Origin of the sequence: Nostoc punctiforme PCC 73102, assembly GCF_000020025.1 — a bacterium.
In the GTDB taxonomy this organism is placed as follows: Bacteria; Cyanobacteriota; Cyanobacteriia; order Cyanobacteriales; family Nostocaceae; genus Nostoc; species Nostoc punctiforme.
The window spans coordinates 5,930,354-5,945,634 of the sequence record NC_010628.1; the positions used below are offsets into that span (position 1 = coordinate 5,930,354).

Annotated in this window: 14 protein-coding genes and 1 riboswitch; of the genes, 8 read left to right on the top strand and 6 right to left on the bottom strand. The window is 42.0% G+C overall.

Translation table 11 applies throughout. The features are described from left to right. Window positions 1-26: 26 nt before the first annotated feature. Entirely contained in the window at window positions 27-1,526 is a 1,500-nt protein-coding gene (locus tag NPUN_RS24180) for an acyl--CoA ligase (RefSeq protein WP_012411091.1), read from the bottom strand. Window positions 1,527-1,762: 236 nt separating this feature from the next. Between NPUN_RS24180 and NPUN_RS24185 the strand changes: the two genes are divergently transcribed. Both NPUN_RS24185 and NPUN_RS24190 read left to right on the top strand, forming a co-directional pair. Further along, window positions 1,763-2,905, top strand: coding sequence for a BMP family ABC transporter substrate-binding protein (locus tag NPUN_RS24185; protein WP_012411092.1), 1,143 nt, complete (start codon window positions 1,763-1,765; stop codon window positions 2,903-2,905). A gap of 293 nt (window positions 2,906-3,198) precedes the next feature. Further along, window positions 3,199-3,477: a hypothetical protein gene (locus NPUN_RS24190; RefSeq protein WP_012411093.1), complete on the top strand. Its 279-nt coding sequence runs from the start codon at window positions 3,199-3,201 to the stop codon at window positions 3,475-3,477. A gap of 368 nt (window positions 3,478-3,845) precedes the next feature. Here NPUN_RS24190 and NPUN_RS24195 read toward each other — a convergent pair whose 3' ends face one another. Next, window positions 3,846-4,304 (bottom strand): hypothetical protein, encoded by a 459-nt coding sequence (locus NPUN_RS24195; protein WP_012411094.1) that lies wholly within the window; start codon window positions 4,302-4,304, stop codon window positions 3,846-3,848. Between the two features lie 404 nt (window positions 4,305-4,708). Between NPUN_RS24195 and NPUN_RS24200 the strand changes: the two genes are divergently transcribed. Further along, entirely contained in the window at window positions 4,709-8,341 is a 3,633-nt protein-coding gene (locus NPUN_RS24200) for a WD40 domain-containing protein (RefSeq protein WP_012411095.1), read from the top strand. 80 nt (window positions 8,342-8,421) lie between these two features. On the opposite strand, the gene NPUN_RS24205 is transcribed toward NPUN_RS24200, so the two are convergent. From NPUN_RS24205 to NPUN_RS43600, 3 genes are all read right to left on the bottom strand, one after another. Next, window positions 8,422-9,165: a cobalt-precorrin-6A reductase gene (locus NPUN_RS24205; RefSeq protein ID WP_012411096.1), complete on the bottom strand. Its 744-nt coding sequence runs from the start codon at window positions 9,163-9,165 to the stop codon at window positions 8,422-8,424. Further along, the gene (locus tag NPUN_RS24210; protein ID WP_041566397.1) at window positions 9,165-9,584 is read right to left on the bottom strand and encodes a DUF1636 family protein; all 420 of its coding nucleotides are present in this window, start codon (window positions 9,582-9,584) and stop codon (window positions 9,165-9,167) included. The genes NPUN_RS24205 and NPUN_RS24210 overlap by 1 nt, the downstream gene beginning before the upstream one ends. Before the next feature lie 22 nt (window positions 9,585-9,606). After that, window positions 9,607-9,770, bottom strand: a riboswitch (cobalamin riboswitch). Between the two features lie 54 nt (window positions 9,771-9,824). Continuing rightward, window positions 9,825-10,010 carry a hypothetical protein gene (locus NPUN_RS43600; protein WP_234711175.1) on the bottom strand — a complete coding sequence of 62 codons (186 nt, stop codon included), beginning with the start codon at window positions 10,008-10,010 and terminating at the stop codon, window positions 9,825-9,827. Between NPUN_RS43600 and NPUN_RS24215 the strand changes: the two genes are divergently transcribed. The 4 genes from NPUN_RS24215 (at window position 9,937) to NPUN_RS24230 (ending at window position 12,794) form a co-directional block, all read left to right on the top strand. Continuing rightward, window positions 9,937-10,134, top strand: a complete 198-nt coding sequence (locus tag NPUN_RS24215) for a SemiSWEET transporter (RefSeq protein WP_234711156.1) — start codon at window positions 9,937-9,939, stop codon at window positions 10,132-10,134. The two genes, NPUN_RS43600 and NPUN_RS24215, sit on opposite strands and share 74 nt — an antisense overlap. Window positions 10,135-10,478: 344 nt before the next feature. After that, the gene (locus tag NPUN_RS24220) at window positions 10,479-12,125 is read left to right on the top strand and encodes a B12-binding domain-containing radical SAM protein (RefSeq protein ID WP_012411099.1); all 1,647 of its coding nucleotides are present in this window, start codon (window positions 10,479-10,481) and stop codon (window positions 12,123-12,125) included. A gap of 11 nt (window positions 12,126-12,136) precedes the next feature. Then, on the top strand, window positions 12,137-12,325 hold the full coding sequence (locus tag NPUN_RS24225; RefSeq protein ID WP_012411100.1) for a CPXCG motif-containing cysteine-rich protein: 189 nt from the start codon (window positions 12,137-12,139) through the stop codon (window positions 12,323-12,325). Window positions 12,326-12,344: 19 nt separating this feature from the next. Next, the gene (locus NPUN_RS24230; RefSeq protein ID WP_012411101.1) at window positions 12,345-12,794 is read left to right on the top strand and encodes an SRPBCC family protein; all 450 of its coding nucleotides are present in this window, start codon (window positions 12,345-12,347) and stop codon (window positions 12,792-12,794) included. Between the two features lie 22 nt (window positions 12,795-12,816). Here NPUN_RS24230 and NPUN_RS24235 read toward each other — a convergent pair whose 3' ends face one another. Continuing rightward, window positions 12,817-13,635 carry an SDR family NAD(P)-dependent oxidoreductase gene (locus tag NPUN_RS24235; protein WP_012411102.1) on the bottom strand — a complete coding sequence of 273 codons (819 nt, stop codon included), beginning with the start codon at window positions 13,633-13,635 and terminating at the stop codon, window positions 12,817-12,819. An 826-nt stretch (window positions 13,636-14,461) separates the two neighbouring features. Here NPUN_RS24235 and crtW point away from each other — a divergent pair. Further along, window positions 14,462-15,223, top strand: coding sequence for a beta-carotene ketolase CrtW (crtW, locus tag NPUN_RS24240; protein ID WP_012411103.1), 762 nt, complete (start codon window positions 14,462-14,464; stop codon window positions 15,221-15,223). The last annotated feature ends 58 nt before the right edge of the window (window positions 15,224-15,281 follow it).

Below are 15,281 nucleotides of genomic sequence, written 5' to 3' on the forward strand. Positions count from 1 at the left end.
GGAATTTTCCTTAGTGTATCGCTGATTTAGCCGATATTAAGCAATTTCGCCATAGCCAACCGTTGCAGTTTCCCCGTAGCACCACGAGGTAGTTGATCCAAAATGTGAATTTGCTTTGGAACTTTGAAGTCTGCCAACATTGTTGAACAGTGGGCTAAAAGTTCTTTTTCGCCGACTTCTCCCTTAAGAACAACAGCAGCGTGGATATCTTCACCTAAAGATTTGTGGGGAACAGCAAAAGCCAAGGCTTCAGCAACGGCGGGATGACGCAATAAAACATCATCCACTTCTAAGGGAGAAATTTTTTCCCCACCCCGGTTAATTAATTCTTTAATGCGTCCAGTCAAGCGGAGATAGCCGTCTGCATCCACAGTACCCTGATCTCCAGTGCGGAACCAACCGTTGACAAAAGCTGTGGCGTTGGCTTCTGGGTTGTTTTCGTAGCCATCAATGACATTGGGTGCTTTTACCACCACCTCACCCAAGCTTCCCTGAGATAAGAGGTTGCCTTCAGAATCCATAATGCCGACATCCACACCAAAGCCATAACCTACACTACCTGGTTTCCGCTCTTTTGGCGGTAAGGGATTGGTGGTCATTAAGTGGGATGCTTCAGTCATGCTGTAAGATTCCACCACAGGAGCATTGAGAGTTGCCTCCAATTGCTCAATAATAATCGGGGGCAAGGAAGCGCTACTAGAGCGAATGAAACGAAAGCGATTAGCTTGGACAATTTCTGTGTTGCGGCTAGCACGGGCCAAAATTGTCTGGTGCATGGTTGGCGCTGCGGAGTACCAGGTTGGTTTGTAGGTATCTACGAGTTTCCAAAACTCTAAGGCATTAAAACCATTGGGACAAATTAATGTGCCGCCTGATGCTAGGGTTGACAGCAAACAACCCACCAATCCGTGAACATGGAACAGGGGCATTAGGCAAAGTGTAGTGTCAGCATCTGTGAGTGAGTAAGCAGTAATAATGTTGTTGGCTGAGGCGATTAAGTTGCGATGACGAATCGGCACACGTTTCGGACGGCTGGTAGTGCCGCTAGTGTGGAGAATCATAGCTAAATCATCGGCGTTGGGGGCTGCGGGATTCGATGATTCTCTTGGTTTTGAGCCTGTTTTGACTAATTCAAAGCTCAATGTACCGTCAGCGTTTACCTTGGCATTAATCAGCATCATATTGGGTGTGACGGCGGCGATCGCTGCTTCTGGTTCCCCAGACAAGGTAATCAGTGCATTTGCCTGAGTATCTTCGTAGTAGAAGGCAAATTCGTCTTGTTTGTATTTGGGATTTAAGGGTGCAGCAGTGCCACATAGCGCAGCAGCCAAAAAGGTAATAGCCATTGGCGAACCATTAGTCATGGCAATGGCTATGCGTTCTCCCCGTGTCAATCCAAAGCTGTTGAGTTGGGATACCAGTCCAACAACATTATCGCGCAATTGCTTATAAGTTAGCGATCGCCCCCCAGGTGTAACGAGGGCTGAATGATTATCTTCCCCTGCTAAAAGCTCAAATAAGTTCATTAAAAACCTCCAGATTCGTAAAGTTGGGCATTGGACATTGGTTATTAATGCTTCTACCTCATTCCCTTATTTTTATTAAAAAGTATTGTGCTTTTGTATAATATCAACCATTATTTGATTTCTTTTGTTAGTAAGTTAACGGCAAAAAACAACAGCTAAAATTAAGTCAAGAGTGTATCTGTCGTTACTAGTAATCAGAAAAATATTTTTCAGCAACTAAACCCCATCAATAAAATATGGATCGTCGGAATTTTCTAAAGTATGTCACTTTAGCAGGATCTAGTTTTGCTTTAACAAGTTGTGTTCAAGGCAAAAATTCCAAATTGCCGGGTGAGGAGTCTCCCTCAGCGTCGCCTGTGGCGGTAAATGAACCTCTCAAGGTGGGATTTGTTTATGTGGGGCCTGTGGGTAATTTTGGTTGGACTTATGCCCATGATTTAGGTCGCAGAGATATGGAAGCCAATCTTAACGATAAAGTAAAAACTACCTTTGTCGAAAATGTCAATGAAGGTGCTGACGCTGAAAGGATAATTCGTCAACTAGCATTAGATGGTAACAAGTTAATTTTTACCACTTCCTTTGGGTATATGAACCCAACAATTAAAGTCGCTAAAGACTTTGGTGATGTTATCTTTGAACACTGTGCAGGATACAAACGTGCTACCAATGTTGGCACTTATCTAGGACGCTTTGAAGAACCGCGTTACTTAACCGGCATGATTGCTGGCAAAATGACAAAATCAAATGTAGTTGGTTTTATTGGCGCATACCCAATTCCAGAAGTAATTCGGGGAATCAGTGCATTCACACAAGGAATGCGCTTAACAAATCCCCAAGCAAAAGTTAAGGTACTTTGGGTACAAAGTTGGTACGATCCATCTAAAGAAAGAGAAGCAGCTATTGCTTTGGTCAATTCCGGTGCAGATGTACTGACCCAGCATACCGACTCTAGCGCTGTTGTCCAATTAGCTGAGGAAAAAGGCATTTATGCTTTTGGCTACAACAGTGATATGAGTAAGTTTGCTCAAAAAGCCCACCTGACATCAATTATTAACAAATGGGGCAAGTTCTATACAGATAAAGCCTTAGCTGTAATGAGTAATACTTGGAAATCTCAAAACGTTTGGGATGGCATTGGTCAAGGAATAGTGGATATTTCACCGATGAATCAGGCGATTCCGGTAGAGGTACAACAACTAGTGAATGCGAAGCGCGATGAGTTTATTCAGGGTACTGCACATCCTTTTGATGGCCCGGTGAAAGACCAAAAAGGGGTGGTGCGAGTGCCAAAAGGTAAGGTGTTGGAAGATCGAGGACAATTGGCGATGGATTGGTATGTTGAGGGAGTTGAAGGCTCAATTCCCCAGAGGAAACTATAGTAAGCAATTTTACCGTTAGCGTTAACCTAGCGTCTTATAGAGAAACGGCAATTATAGGAGAAGTCCAGATACTACCCTTTGAATTATCTATGATCCATGCGATCGCAAACCGCTATAGAGAGTTAAGAGTAAAAAGTTAGGAGTTGGGAGTTGTTCTTTTCATATCACTCATCCCCCCCACTCTGTCTACTATTACAAGAGGTAAAGATTAAGTAGCAACTTTGGCAACTGCGGAGACAATATAGAGTATCTTCTAAGAATTTAGCAAAGTTATAAGCATTGGAGCAAAGCAAATGAATGCTAAACTGATCGCTTTCTCTGGCTTTGTGACGGTATTTTTGGGTGCAGGAATTGGTTTTATTGCTGCTAATTTACTTCCTTGCCCCTACACGAGTCAAATGTATCAAGATTTAGAGCAAAAATACGTCCTTGTAGGTGCAGTTGCTGGTTTGCTAATTGGTTCTAGTCAGGAAATGATTAGAGAACTCAAGCAAGAGCGGGATGCGGAAGAAGACTTGCTCCAGGATTTAAATAAAGCTATTCACTCAAGTAAAAACCCAAAAAATTACTGAGATGTTAGAGGTTGTTTGAAAAGTGTTTTGCCGTGACTTTGGCATAAGCCAGAAAGCCCTCATTGTAGAGACGCGATTTATCCCGTCTAAAAGACTGATACGTTAGAGAGACGCGATAAATCGCCGTCTCTACAGAGAATGTACTCGTCAATTATTCCTTATTTACATAGAAAGAATAGCCTCCGGCTACTCCGTTGGAGAAATTGTAGAGTAGCCGCTTTGCGTCTAGATAAATTGCCCAATTGCCCCTACAATGGGATTTTTTTGTTGGAATGTCCCTAAATAAGAGTCTGAAACTCTCTAGGAGAGGCTGCGCGAACAATTTTAAATTAATTAATAGTTTTGTTAAATTAGCAGTAGCAGAGTTATCAATTAAAAGCTTTCTTCAAATTTTCTGGCTGCGTTACTGCCAAATATTGAGCTGACATTTCCGGTGTGAGTAGTTCTAGCATGACTGTGTTTTCCAACCAGAACTCCATAACATCAAAAAAAGAGTCGCGGTTACAACGTAACACTCTCCAACCTTCACGTTTACCAATCAACTCAATTTTTTCTTGACTAGAAGAAACTGAAATTGCTGCATGAGTAGCTGTAAACCCAGAAGAACTGGCATTTTCTGCAAATGTACACTGGTTATCTCCTTCCCCAGGCATTAGCTGAGTTTTTAACGGGTAAACTTCAATCCCTGTTCCATATTCGTCAAATGGAAAAACCATATAGCTGCCTGGGTGAGGGAAAAAGGGAAAAGCTTGGCCATTCAAGACTTCAGCTAAAACCTCGGCAACGTGCTGGGGGTTTCTAACAGAAATAGATATGTGATGAATCATACTTAATTACCTCGTACCCCATAATCAGAATGAGGCTTATAAATTTTTTGTTTTGTGGAGTGCTTATCTTCCACGAGTAGCTTAATTATCTTTCATCCCATTTTAATTAATTTATGCAGAGAATAAAAAAATTTCCTTTTGATTGAATTTGGAAAACCTCTGCTTCTATTCCTCTATCCTAGTAAGTGATGGCTATCCCAGACGCTTTCATATCCTCCCAACTCACTCTAAGTTGGCATCTATCACTATCACTTATGGCAATACTCTATTAAACTGCAAAAAAATCCTAACCTGGCAAAGATATACACGAAAGGTAGGGGCAATTCATGAATTGCCCCTACCTGAAAATCTTTCTTTTCGGCTATTGTTTACGTAAGCTCTGTATTTGATAATTACACTTCAATATGAGATACCAAGTAGGAGGTAGTCTCCGCAGTGACGATCCCACGTATATTATCCGTGACGCAGACGAAAAACTTTATACTAGCCTGAAAGCTGGGGATTTTTGTTACGTTTTCAACTCTCGCCAGATGGGTAAGTCATCTTTACTCCAGCGCACCAGTTATCGTCTTAAAGAAGAAGGCTATAGCTGCGTTTATTTGGATATGACTATCTTAGGTATTGAGGATACTACACCAGAACAATGGTACAAAGGCATCATTATTAGCTTGTTCTACAGCTTAAATTTAGCAGAACAGATCAACTTTAAAGGTTGGTGGGAGACGCAAAAAGGTATTTCCTCAGTACAAAAACTACACTGTTTTGTTGAAGAAGTTTTACTACCCAACGCCAAAGCCGAACGCATTTTCATCTTTATTGATGAGATTGATAGCCTGCTTAGTTTAAGTTTCCCAATTAACGACTTTTTTGCTTGGATTCGTCAATGCTATAACCAGCGGCCAGAGAATTCAAACTTTAATCGTTTGGGATTTGCACTATTTGGTGTAGCTAGTCCTTCCGACCTCATCGCTGATAAAGGCCGCACACCCTTTAACCTTGGTAAAGCAATTGAGTTACACGGCTTTCAACTCTATGAAGCTACTCCTCTGCTTCAAGGAGTAAAGGAAGTAGTCAGTCAACCACAAGCAATACTGCAAGAAATTATTCATTGGACAGAGGGACAACCGTTTCTCACACAAAAACTTTGTAACTTAGTTATTCAAATTGCTGCTGAAAATGCTACAGGAATGATTAGCCTCATTCCAGGTACAGAAGCATTTTGGATTGAGCAATTAGTGAAAACGCATATTATTCAAAATTGGCAATCACAAGACGAACCAGAACATCTACGTACTATAAGAGATCGCCTATTATTCAACGACCAACGAGCAGGGAGGTTGTTGGGTATTTATCAAAAGGTGTTGCAAGCAGAGGAGCAGTTTAGTAGTGGAGGCTTCCCCCAGAAGGAAATGTCATCGAGTAGGGGAGAAGAGTTTTTCACTTTGCCTCATCTTCCTGTTCCGATTGATGATAGTCGAGAACAAACAGAGCTTTTGTTATCTGGTTTAGTAGAGAAACACAACGGCTATCTCAAAATTAAAAATCCCATCTATCGGAGTGTTTTCAATACCGAATGGGTGTTAAAACAATTAGACAATCTCCGCCCTTATTCGCAGACATTTAATGCTTGGGTAGCATCAGGATATAAAGATGAATCGCGTTTATTGCGAGGACAGGCTCTCAGAGATACTCAAAATTGGATACAGGGCAAAAGTCTAAGCGATTGGGATTATCAATTTTTAGCCGCAAGTCAAGAATGCGAACAGCGCGAAGTGCAAACAGCATTAGAGGCAGCACGGGCGAAAGAGGTAGAAGCACGACTAGCACAGGAGCAAAAAACTGCTAAATTTCAAAGGTTTTTACTAGTTGCTGTGTGTATTGGTTTGCTCGTCTCCAGCATTTTGGGGGTGGGAAGTTTCATTATGTATCGTCAAACCAAAAAAAGCGAAAGTCAAGCTAAGAGCAGCGAAATTCGAGCGCTTGTATCTTCTTCTGCTGGACTGTTTGCTTCCCAACGGAGGTTAGATGCACTTGTAGAAGCAATCAAAGCCAAAGACAGACTGCACAAGCTAGGAACAACTAACTCAAATCTTGCACCTCAAGTTGAAAACGCACTTAGGCAAGCAGTTTATGGAGCAGATGAATACAATCGGTTTTCCGATCATACAGCAAGTGTTATGGCGGTAGATGTTAGTCCTGATAGTTCTTTAATTGCCTCAGCCAGTATAGATAATACAGTTAAGCTTTGGCGACGTGATGGTACAGAAGTTGCAACTCTCAAAGGTCATAAGGGAGCAGTTAGGGCAGTAGATTTTAGTTCTAACGGTCAAATACTGGCCTCGGCAGGTGAAGATGGCACTATTAAACTCTGGAAGCTGGATGGTACTCTGCTTAAAACTTTTAAAGGTCACACCGCTTCAGTCTGGGGAATCGCTTTTAGTCCTGATGGCCAGTTCATCGCCTCTGCTAGTTGGGACGCAACAGTGAAACTCTGGAAGCGAGATGGTACTTTGCTCAAGACATTCCAAGGTTCTAAAGGTGCGTTTTGGGGAGTCGCTTTTAGTCCTGATGGCCAGACTATTGCTGCTGCCAGTCTAGACAGGACAGTAAAACTCTGGAAACGAGATGATTCAGGCTGGCAAAATGCCAAGCCTGTACAAACTCTCCAAGGTCATACTGCTTGGGTTGTAGGAGTAGCTTTCAGTCCTGACGGACAGACTATTGCTTCAGCGAGTGAAGACAGAACTGTTAAACTTTGGCGGCGAGACAGCATAAGTAAAAGCTACCGCCTTGATAAAACTCTGCAAGGGCATGATGCCGGAATTTCGGGAGTAGCATTTAGTCCCGATGGTCAGACTATTGCCAGTGCGAGTCTCGACAAAACGATTAAACTTTGGAATATTGATGGTACACAACTGAGGACGCTTAGAGGGCACAGTGCATCAGTTTGGGGTGTAACTTTTAGTCCAGATGGTAGCTTTATTGCTTCGGCAGGTGCAGAAAACGTTGTCAGGCTCTGGCAAAGTCAAAATCCATTTCAAAAGTCTATCGTTGCACATAAGGCCGGGATTTGGTCAATAGCGATCGCCTCTGACAGTTCAACCATTGCCACAACCAGCCACGAAAATATGGTGAAATTTTGGAGTAGTCAAGGCAAATTGCTCAAAACTCTTACTGAATCCAAGGGCGAAGTTTCCGAGGTTTCATTCAGTGGCGATGATAATTTAATCGCGCTTTTCACTTCCGATGATACGGTAAAAATCAAGAAGCGAGATGGTACTTTAATTGCTAGTTACAAATCTCATCACAGCAAACTGACATCAGGGGTGTTTAGTCCTGACGGGCAAACAATTGCAATGGCAGGTGTTGATAAAAATGTTCAGATATCGAGGCGCGATCGCCTCTGGCCGGGCGTAGCCCATCGCGCCGCAACTTTGCAGATTCTCAAAGGACATCAGGCGGAAGTTTGGCACGTCGTATTTAGCCCAGATGGTAAGCTTGTTGCTTCAGCCAGCGGTGATAATACTGCTAAGTTGTGGACGCTTGACGGCAATTTATTTAGAACCCTTGTAGGACACTCAGCAGCAGTATGGAGAGTTGTTTTTAGCCAAGATAGTAAAATGCTAGCTACTGGAAGTGGCGACAACACGGTTAAGCTGTGGACGTTAGACGGCAAGTTATTGAATACCTTCAAAGGTCACAAAGCTGGGATTTGGGGAATTGCCTTTACTCCTGATGGAAAAATTGTTGCTTCTGGCAGCGTCGATGCCAGCATTAAACTTTGGAAGCTAGATGGTACGGAAGTAACAACCCTTACTGGACATACCGCAGCGATTAGGGTGGTTGCAATCAGCCCTGATGGAACTTTGCTTGTTTCAGGGGGTGATGACAACACGCTCATTCTGTGGAATTTACAGCGAATTCTGAATCTAGATGTACTAAATTATGGTTGCACTCTGGTGCAGGATTATTTGAAAACTAACACCACAGTGGAAGAAGGCGATCGCTCCCTCTGTAATATGCCAAAGTTTAAATAATTTCTCTCTTTGGGGCGGATTATTTTGGTGGGTTTTCTTGATGCGATCGCGTGTGTTATACGGAAAATTGGTATCATTCACTAGTTATGCAATTTTTCAAGTAGCCATACCAAAGCACCTTCAACATCACTAACTTGCTCTCCTGGCGGTATGGCTGGACGATTTACCATCACAACCTTCACGCCCAGTTCTCGCGCTGCAATAATCTTGGGCTTTGTGGCATCGCCACCGCTATTTTTACTGACTATGGTATCAATCTTGCGATCAATCAGGATTTGCCTTTCATTATTGAGGTTAAAGGGCCCGCGATCGCACAATACCATCCCCGGTGGCACTAAGGCATCATCAACAGGAGGGTCAATCATCCGCATCAAGAACCAAATTTCCTCTAGGTGAGCAAAGGCGGCGAGTTCTTGTCTGCCAACCGTCAAAAATACCCGATGTGCTTGGTTTTGCAGTGATGCGGCGGCGGCTTCAACGTTATCAACTTCCATCCAGCGATCGCCACTTCCTTTTTCCCAAGGTGGGCGTATTAACATCAGACGGGGTACTCCGACTTCCTTTGCAGCATCTGCCGCATTGAAAGAAATTTGACTAGCAAAAGGATGGGTTGCATCAATTAATAAGTCGATTTGCATTGCTTGGAGATAGCTAGCCAATCCAGCCACACCACCAAAGCCACCAACCCGTAAATCGCCCAACGGAACTGATGGTTCACGGGTACGACCGGCTAAAGACGTGATTGCATCTACCCCCTGGATAGTCGCGACTCTAGCGGCTAGTTCTGCGGCATTTCCTGTACCACCCAGAATCAAAACGCGCATTAGTGAGGTAAAGGTGGAATCTTTGCTAAAATGCCCTTCTTCAGGGCTTCTGGACGCTCTGACCAAGGCAGCAAACCATCTGCTTTGACATAGTATTGACTAGCACATTCTAGTATCGCAGATGCACTATTATCAACGGCTAAATCACCAAACAAATATGTCAATTTACCTTTGGCAGCAAAGGCAACCACACAGGAACGATTACAAGCACTCATGCATTCAACTTCTTGAATTGGGAATTCATCTCGTAACTCCCAATCTTGTGCAAGTTGCTGAAGTTGGTGTAGAAGTTTTTCACCACCACTTTCACCTAAGCGTTTTCCCTCTTGCCAAACGCTAGCGCAAGTTTTGCAAACAAATAAAGTATGGTCAGCAACTCCCAAGGGATTCGCTGGGGAAATATTCACAGTAGTAGTCATCTGTACCTCGCAGATATGTGGAACTAGTAAATCTATTTCGGCGGGCATCCTGACTCACTCAATTTGGGATTTTAGATTACATCTCAAATTGGTTTACAGTTGCGGGACAGCGCCGGATTTGCACCGAACTTTCCCCGTTACCTCTGGTAGCTGCTCCCCACCAGAACCGAATAACCTTATCGATCATACACTAGGGTCATCTAAGAAAAGGATATTACCTATGCAACAAAATTATAAAAATCAGCTTCTAAATTTTTCAACCACTAAAAACTTTATTTTATAGGTTTGTATCGGAATGGATTTTTTGACAATTCTAGGATTAGCGGCTGCCACAATAACCACAATCTCTTTTTTGCCACAGATGTTTAAAACATGGCAAACAAAATCAGCAAAAGATGTTTCTTTTTTAACACTGATTACCTTCATAACTGGTATTTTTTTGTGGTTAATTTATGGAATATATCTACAATCTTTACCAATTATTCTTGCTAATAGCGTGACATTGCTTTTTAACTTGATAATTTTATGGCTTAAAATTAAATATAGATAAAGAACCCCTAGCTAAGTAAGTTGGTAGAAATAATCACAATTATGTTACCGAAACGTAAATAGTCCTAAAATCCTTACTAATGACCAATACTTCTCTGCGAGACGCTACGCGTAGCTTGCTTCCACGTTCGCGTAGCGTCCCGTAGGGAAGTGGTACGACTACGCTAAGTACAAGTGACAAAGGACAAATGACAGCCCTTGCTAGTTAGCTTTGATTGCGCCAACCTACTTACACAAACTCTCGTCAGCCTGTGCGGACTCAAATGAAACCCATAAAGGTGAGTTTTGCTTCTGTAGGCGTGAATTCTATGAGACTGCATTATTCAAACCCCCTAAAAAACGCCTGTGACATCATCTGTATTTGACTCTGAACGCCTCCTTTTCACCCCCACTACCCCAGACACCAACGCTATCCCCATAATCTTCGCCTTTCCCAATGAATATAGCGTAGGTATCACTAGCCTTGGCTATCAGGTAGTTTGGGCAACTTTGGCAATGCGTGATGATGTGCAGGTGAGTCGCCTGTTTACAGATACTCACGAACAACTCCCCAGAACCCCAGAAATTGTGGGATTTTCGATTTCCTGGGAACTGGATTATGTGAATATTTTAAATTTGCTGGAATCTTTAGAAATTCCTATTCAAGCAACCTCTCGTGATGATTCTCATCCGATAATTTTTGGTGGTGGCCCCGTTCTCACAGCTAACCCAGAACCTTTTGCAGATTTTTTTGATGTAATTTTACTGGGAGATGGCGAAAATTTACTGGGAAATTTCATTGAGGCGTACAAAGAAGTCAGAAATGCTTCTAGACAAACTCAACTCAAAAGACTTGCACAAGTCCCAGGAATTTATATTCCCAGTTTGTATGAGGTCGAATATCACACAAAAGATGGTGCAGTAAAGTCAATTAAACCAATTTCTTCCGAAATCCCCGCAGTGGTGCAAAAGCAGACTTATCGAGGAAATACTCTATCGGCTTCGACTGTAGTCACCGAAAAAGCCGCATGGGAAAATATTTACATGGTGGAAGTGGTGAGAAGTTGTCCAGAAATGTGCCGCTTTTGCTTGGCGAGTTATCTCACACTGCCTTTTAGAACAGCCAGTCTTGAAAATTCATTAATTCCAGCCATTAAAAGGGGTTTAGAAGTTACAAATCGGCTAGGATTATTGGGGGCTTCAGTAACTCAGCATCCAGAGTTTGAAGCGTTGCTAGATTATATTAGTCAGCCAAAGTACGATGATGTCCGTCTCAGTATTGCTTCAGTGCGAACCAATACCGTAACAGTTCAGTTAGCAGAAACTTTGTCAAAACGAGACACGCGATCGCTTACCATTGCAGTAGAAAGTGGTTCTGAGAAAATCCGGCAAATCGTCAACAAAAAGCTGCATAACGACGAAATTATCCAAGCTGCAATCAATGCCAAAGCTGGCGGATTAAAAAGCTTGAAACTCTATGGAATGGCAGGAATTCCCGGTGAAGAAACAGAGGATTTAGACCAAACTGTGACGATGATGCGTAATATCAAAAAAGCTGCGCCGGGATTGCGGTTAACATACGGATGCAGCACCTTTGTACCTAAAGCACACACACCATTTCAATGGTTTGGGGTGAATCGCCAAGCCGAAAAGCGGTTGCAGTTTTTGCAAAAACAGCTAAAACCACAGGGAATAGAATTTCGCCCAGAAAGCTATAATTGGTCGATTATACAAGCTTTGTTATCGAGAGGCGATCGCAGGCTCTCTCAACTTCTCCAACTTACTCGTGACTTTGGCGACTCCTTGGGTAGCTACAAACGTGCTTTCAAACAACTTAAAGGACAAATCCCTGATTTAGATTTCTACGTCCATGCTGATTGGTCAACAGAGCAAGTATTACCTTGGAGCCACTTGCAAGGGCCTCTGCCACAGTCTACACTACTAAAGCATTTGGCTGATGCTCAGAGTTATATCAACCCATCCCCAAAGGAATTACAGCCATTGAATTCCTAGCTGAAAACTTGATGCAAAACACAGCTGAGTATTACTGCGCCTATTGCGGCGAACCGAACTTAACTTTTATTGATTTGAGTGCTGGAGGGCAGCAATCTTATGTAGAAGATTGTCAAGTTTGCTGTAACCCAAATATTTTGTATGTGCGGGTTGACGAAGATACCCTAGATATCGAGATTGATACCGAATCCGAAAGTTGAATTTTAGGTTTTTCTTTCCATGCTGCACTTTAAACATTCCTCAGTAATTAATGCCACACCAGAAGTAGTTTGGAAATTTCACGAAAGGCCAGATATTTTGCAACTGCTGAATCCACCTTGGCAGCCAGTCCAAGTGGTTCGTCGTGAGGGAGGGCTGAACGTGGGCGCTATCACAGAGTTTCGCCTGTTTCTCGGGCCATTACCCTTAACTTGGTTAGCACGTCATACTGAATGCGACAAATATCGCCTGTTTACCGACGAACAGATATCTGGCCCCTTTGAGTCTTGGGTGCATCGACATGAATTTGAACCGGAAGCTGGCAAAACTAGGCTGACTGATGCTATTTCCTTCTCGATGCCTGGTGGAGAAACAGTTGAATTTGTCAGTGGTTGGTTAGTGCAAGTGCAACTAGAAGCAATGTTTCGCTATCGCCATTATGTGACGAAACGAGAATGTGAGTCACAATAGCAAAATGTGCTACTAGCAAAAATTAATTATCTTGATTCTTCAACCCTTGCCGTGAAACCCACTTTATCAAACCAGGAAACAAGCGATACAAACTTTGCGATAAATTAGCCGAACCAACCATCACTTCTGACTTTTTATTCTTGACTGCATCCCAGATAGCATTTGCTACATCTTCAGGCTTCTCCACCACCGGATTTTTCAGCACATTCTCAAGCTGTCCACGGCGAGTATGAGTATCTTGCTCATCCTGGCCTCGAAAAACTGCCCGTTCCATTAAAGTACTCTTAATTAAATTCGGATAAATCCCACAAACATGAATACCTTTTGGCTGTAGTTCTACTTGCAGCGATTCCGTCAACCCTGTCACACCAAACTTACTAGTACAATAGGGAACCAAGTAAGCACTTGGCACCTTACCACCGATGGAACTTAAATTAACTATAGTTCCACTTCGACGCTGGAGGAAATGAGGCAGAAGGGCATTAATAGTGTGGATATATCCCCATAAATTAGTGTCTATAATTTGATGCCAATCACTAAGAGAAAACTGCTCTACTGGCCCCGATGCAAAGATGCCGGCATTGTTTATCAGCACGTCGATATAGCCATAATTTCCTAATGCCTTTTGCACTAACGCGTTTACCTGAGATGAGTCAGTGACATCGCAAGTAATCGTTAATGGTGCAGGGCAGCCAATGCTTTGCACTTCCTGCGCTAAGGCTTCCAAGCGGTCAGCATGACGAGCTGCAAGTACCAAGTCATATCCTTGCCGCGCAAATAAAAGAGCCGTTGCTTTGCCAATGCCTTCAGAAGCACCTGTAATTAGCACCGTAGGAGCCATACTTTAAGTTTAAAAAACCTATTTACTATTTATTAGTCTGGATAATAACACTCCAAAAATCTTCTAACTTCCGTTGGATTTTTGATTGTATCCTAAATAGGTTTTTAGTCAGATTACAAATTTTCAATAGCATTTATTTGGTAAAAATACCTCTGCTCTCTAGGCTAATAAAAGCTATTATGAACTTTTGTTAGATAAATATTTTCTAAACCTCCTTAAAATCTCATTCTTTAGAGTTGCATCTACTTTGAAACTAGAGACAGATAGCGTCAAATGGGTAAGTTAAGTAATATGAACAATGTAATTAACTTCTTAAGGTAGCTTAATAATTGCACCTTATCTTAGCGATCAAACTGAAACCTCATACAATGGCAAAAAGCGCAATGCTGCTAAACTTGTGCTAACTCCTCACCCTGAAATTTGGAACGATAGCCTAAGTATTATTAGTTTTCTAGCTTACCTACTTTGGGAACAGCTACAGCCTAGTGCAATATGTACGCGCGCTCATTTCCTATACTCTCCGTTAATCTTGATTGTCTTTGTTACAGACTGTTTAGAAAAAATCACAGATAATTAGCTGGTTATTAAAAATACTAGGCTCAACGATGTCCTCACTTATATCACCCAACCTTCCAACCGAAAACAGTTTTGAGAATGGCAGTTGCGTGTGTAATACTAGTTAAAGTATCTTAATATTTCTACATATTTTTGAGCATTGGCATTGTCCAGTGTAAAACATAGACCACTAACAGATTTTCTCGGTTAGCTGTTTTTGTCATGACTATATTTTTGGAATTTTCACCTGAATGCTAGGCGGAGTAAAAGCGTGATCCAGTTAGAACAACCACTCAGTCATCAAGCAAAACTGACTCCAGTACTGAGAAGTAAATCTCAGTTTAAGGGGCTTTTCATTGCTATTGTCATTGTTAGCGCATGGGTCATTAGCCTGAGTTTATTACTTTCCCTTGACATCTCAAAGCTAAAATTTTGGATGTTATTGCCTGTTATACTATGGCAAACATTTTTATATACGGGATTATTTATTACATCTCATGATGCCATGCATGGCGTAGTATTTCCCCAAAACACCAAGATTAATCATTTGATTGGAACATTGACCCTATCCCTTTATGGTCTTTTACCATATCAAAAACTATTGAAAAAACATTGGTTACACCACCACAATCCAGCAAGCTCAATAGACCCGGATTTTCACAATGGTAAACACCAAAGTTTCTTTGCTTGGTATTTTCATTTTATGAAAGGTTACTGGAGTTGGGGGCAAATAATTGCGTTGACTATTATTTATAACTTTGCTAAATACATACTCCATATCCCAAGTGATAATCTAACTTACTTTTGGGTGCTACCCTCGCTTTTAAGTTCATTACAATTATTCTATTTTGGTACTTTTTTACCCCATAGTGAACCAATAGGGGGTTATGTTCAGCCTCATTGTGCCCAAACAATTAGCCGTCCTATTTGGTGGTCATTTATCACGTGCTATCATTTTGGCTACCACGAGGAACATCACGAATATCCTCATATTTCTTGGTGGCAGTTACCAGAAATTTACAAAGCAAAATAGTATTGTTTATCTAATATCATGTCAAATGGCTGCAATGATCGCACAGTAATCTATATAG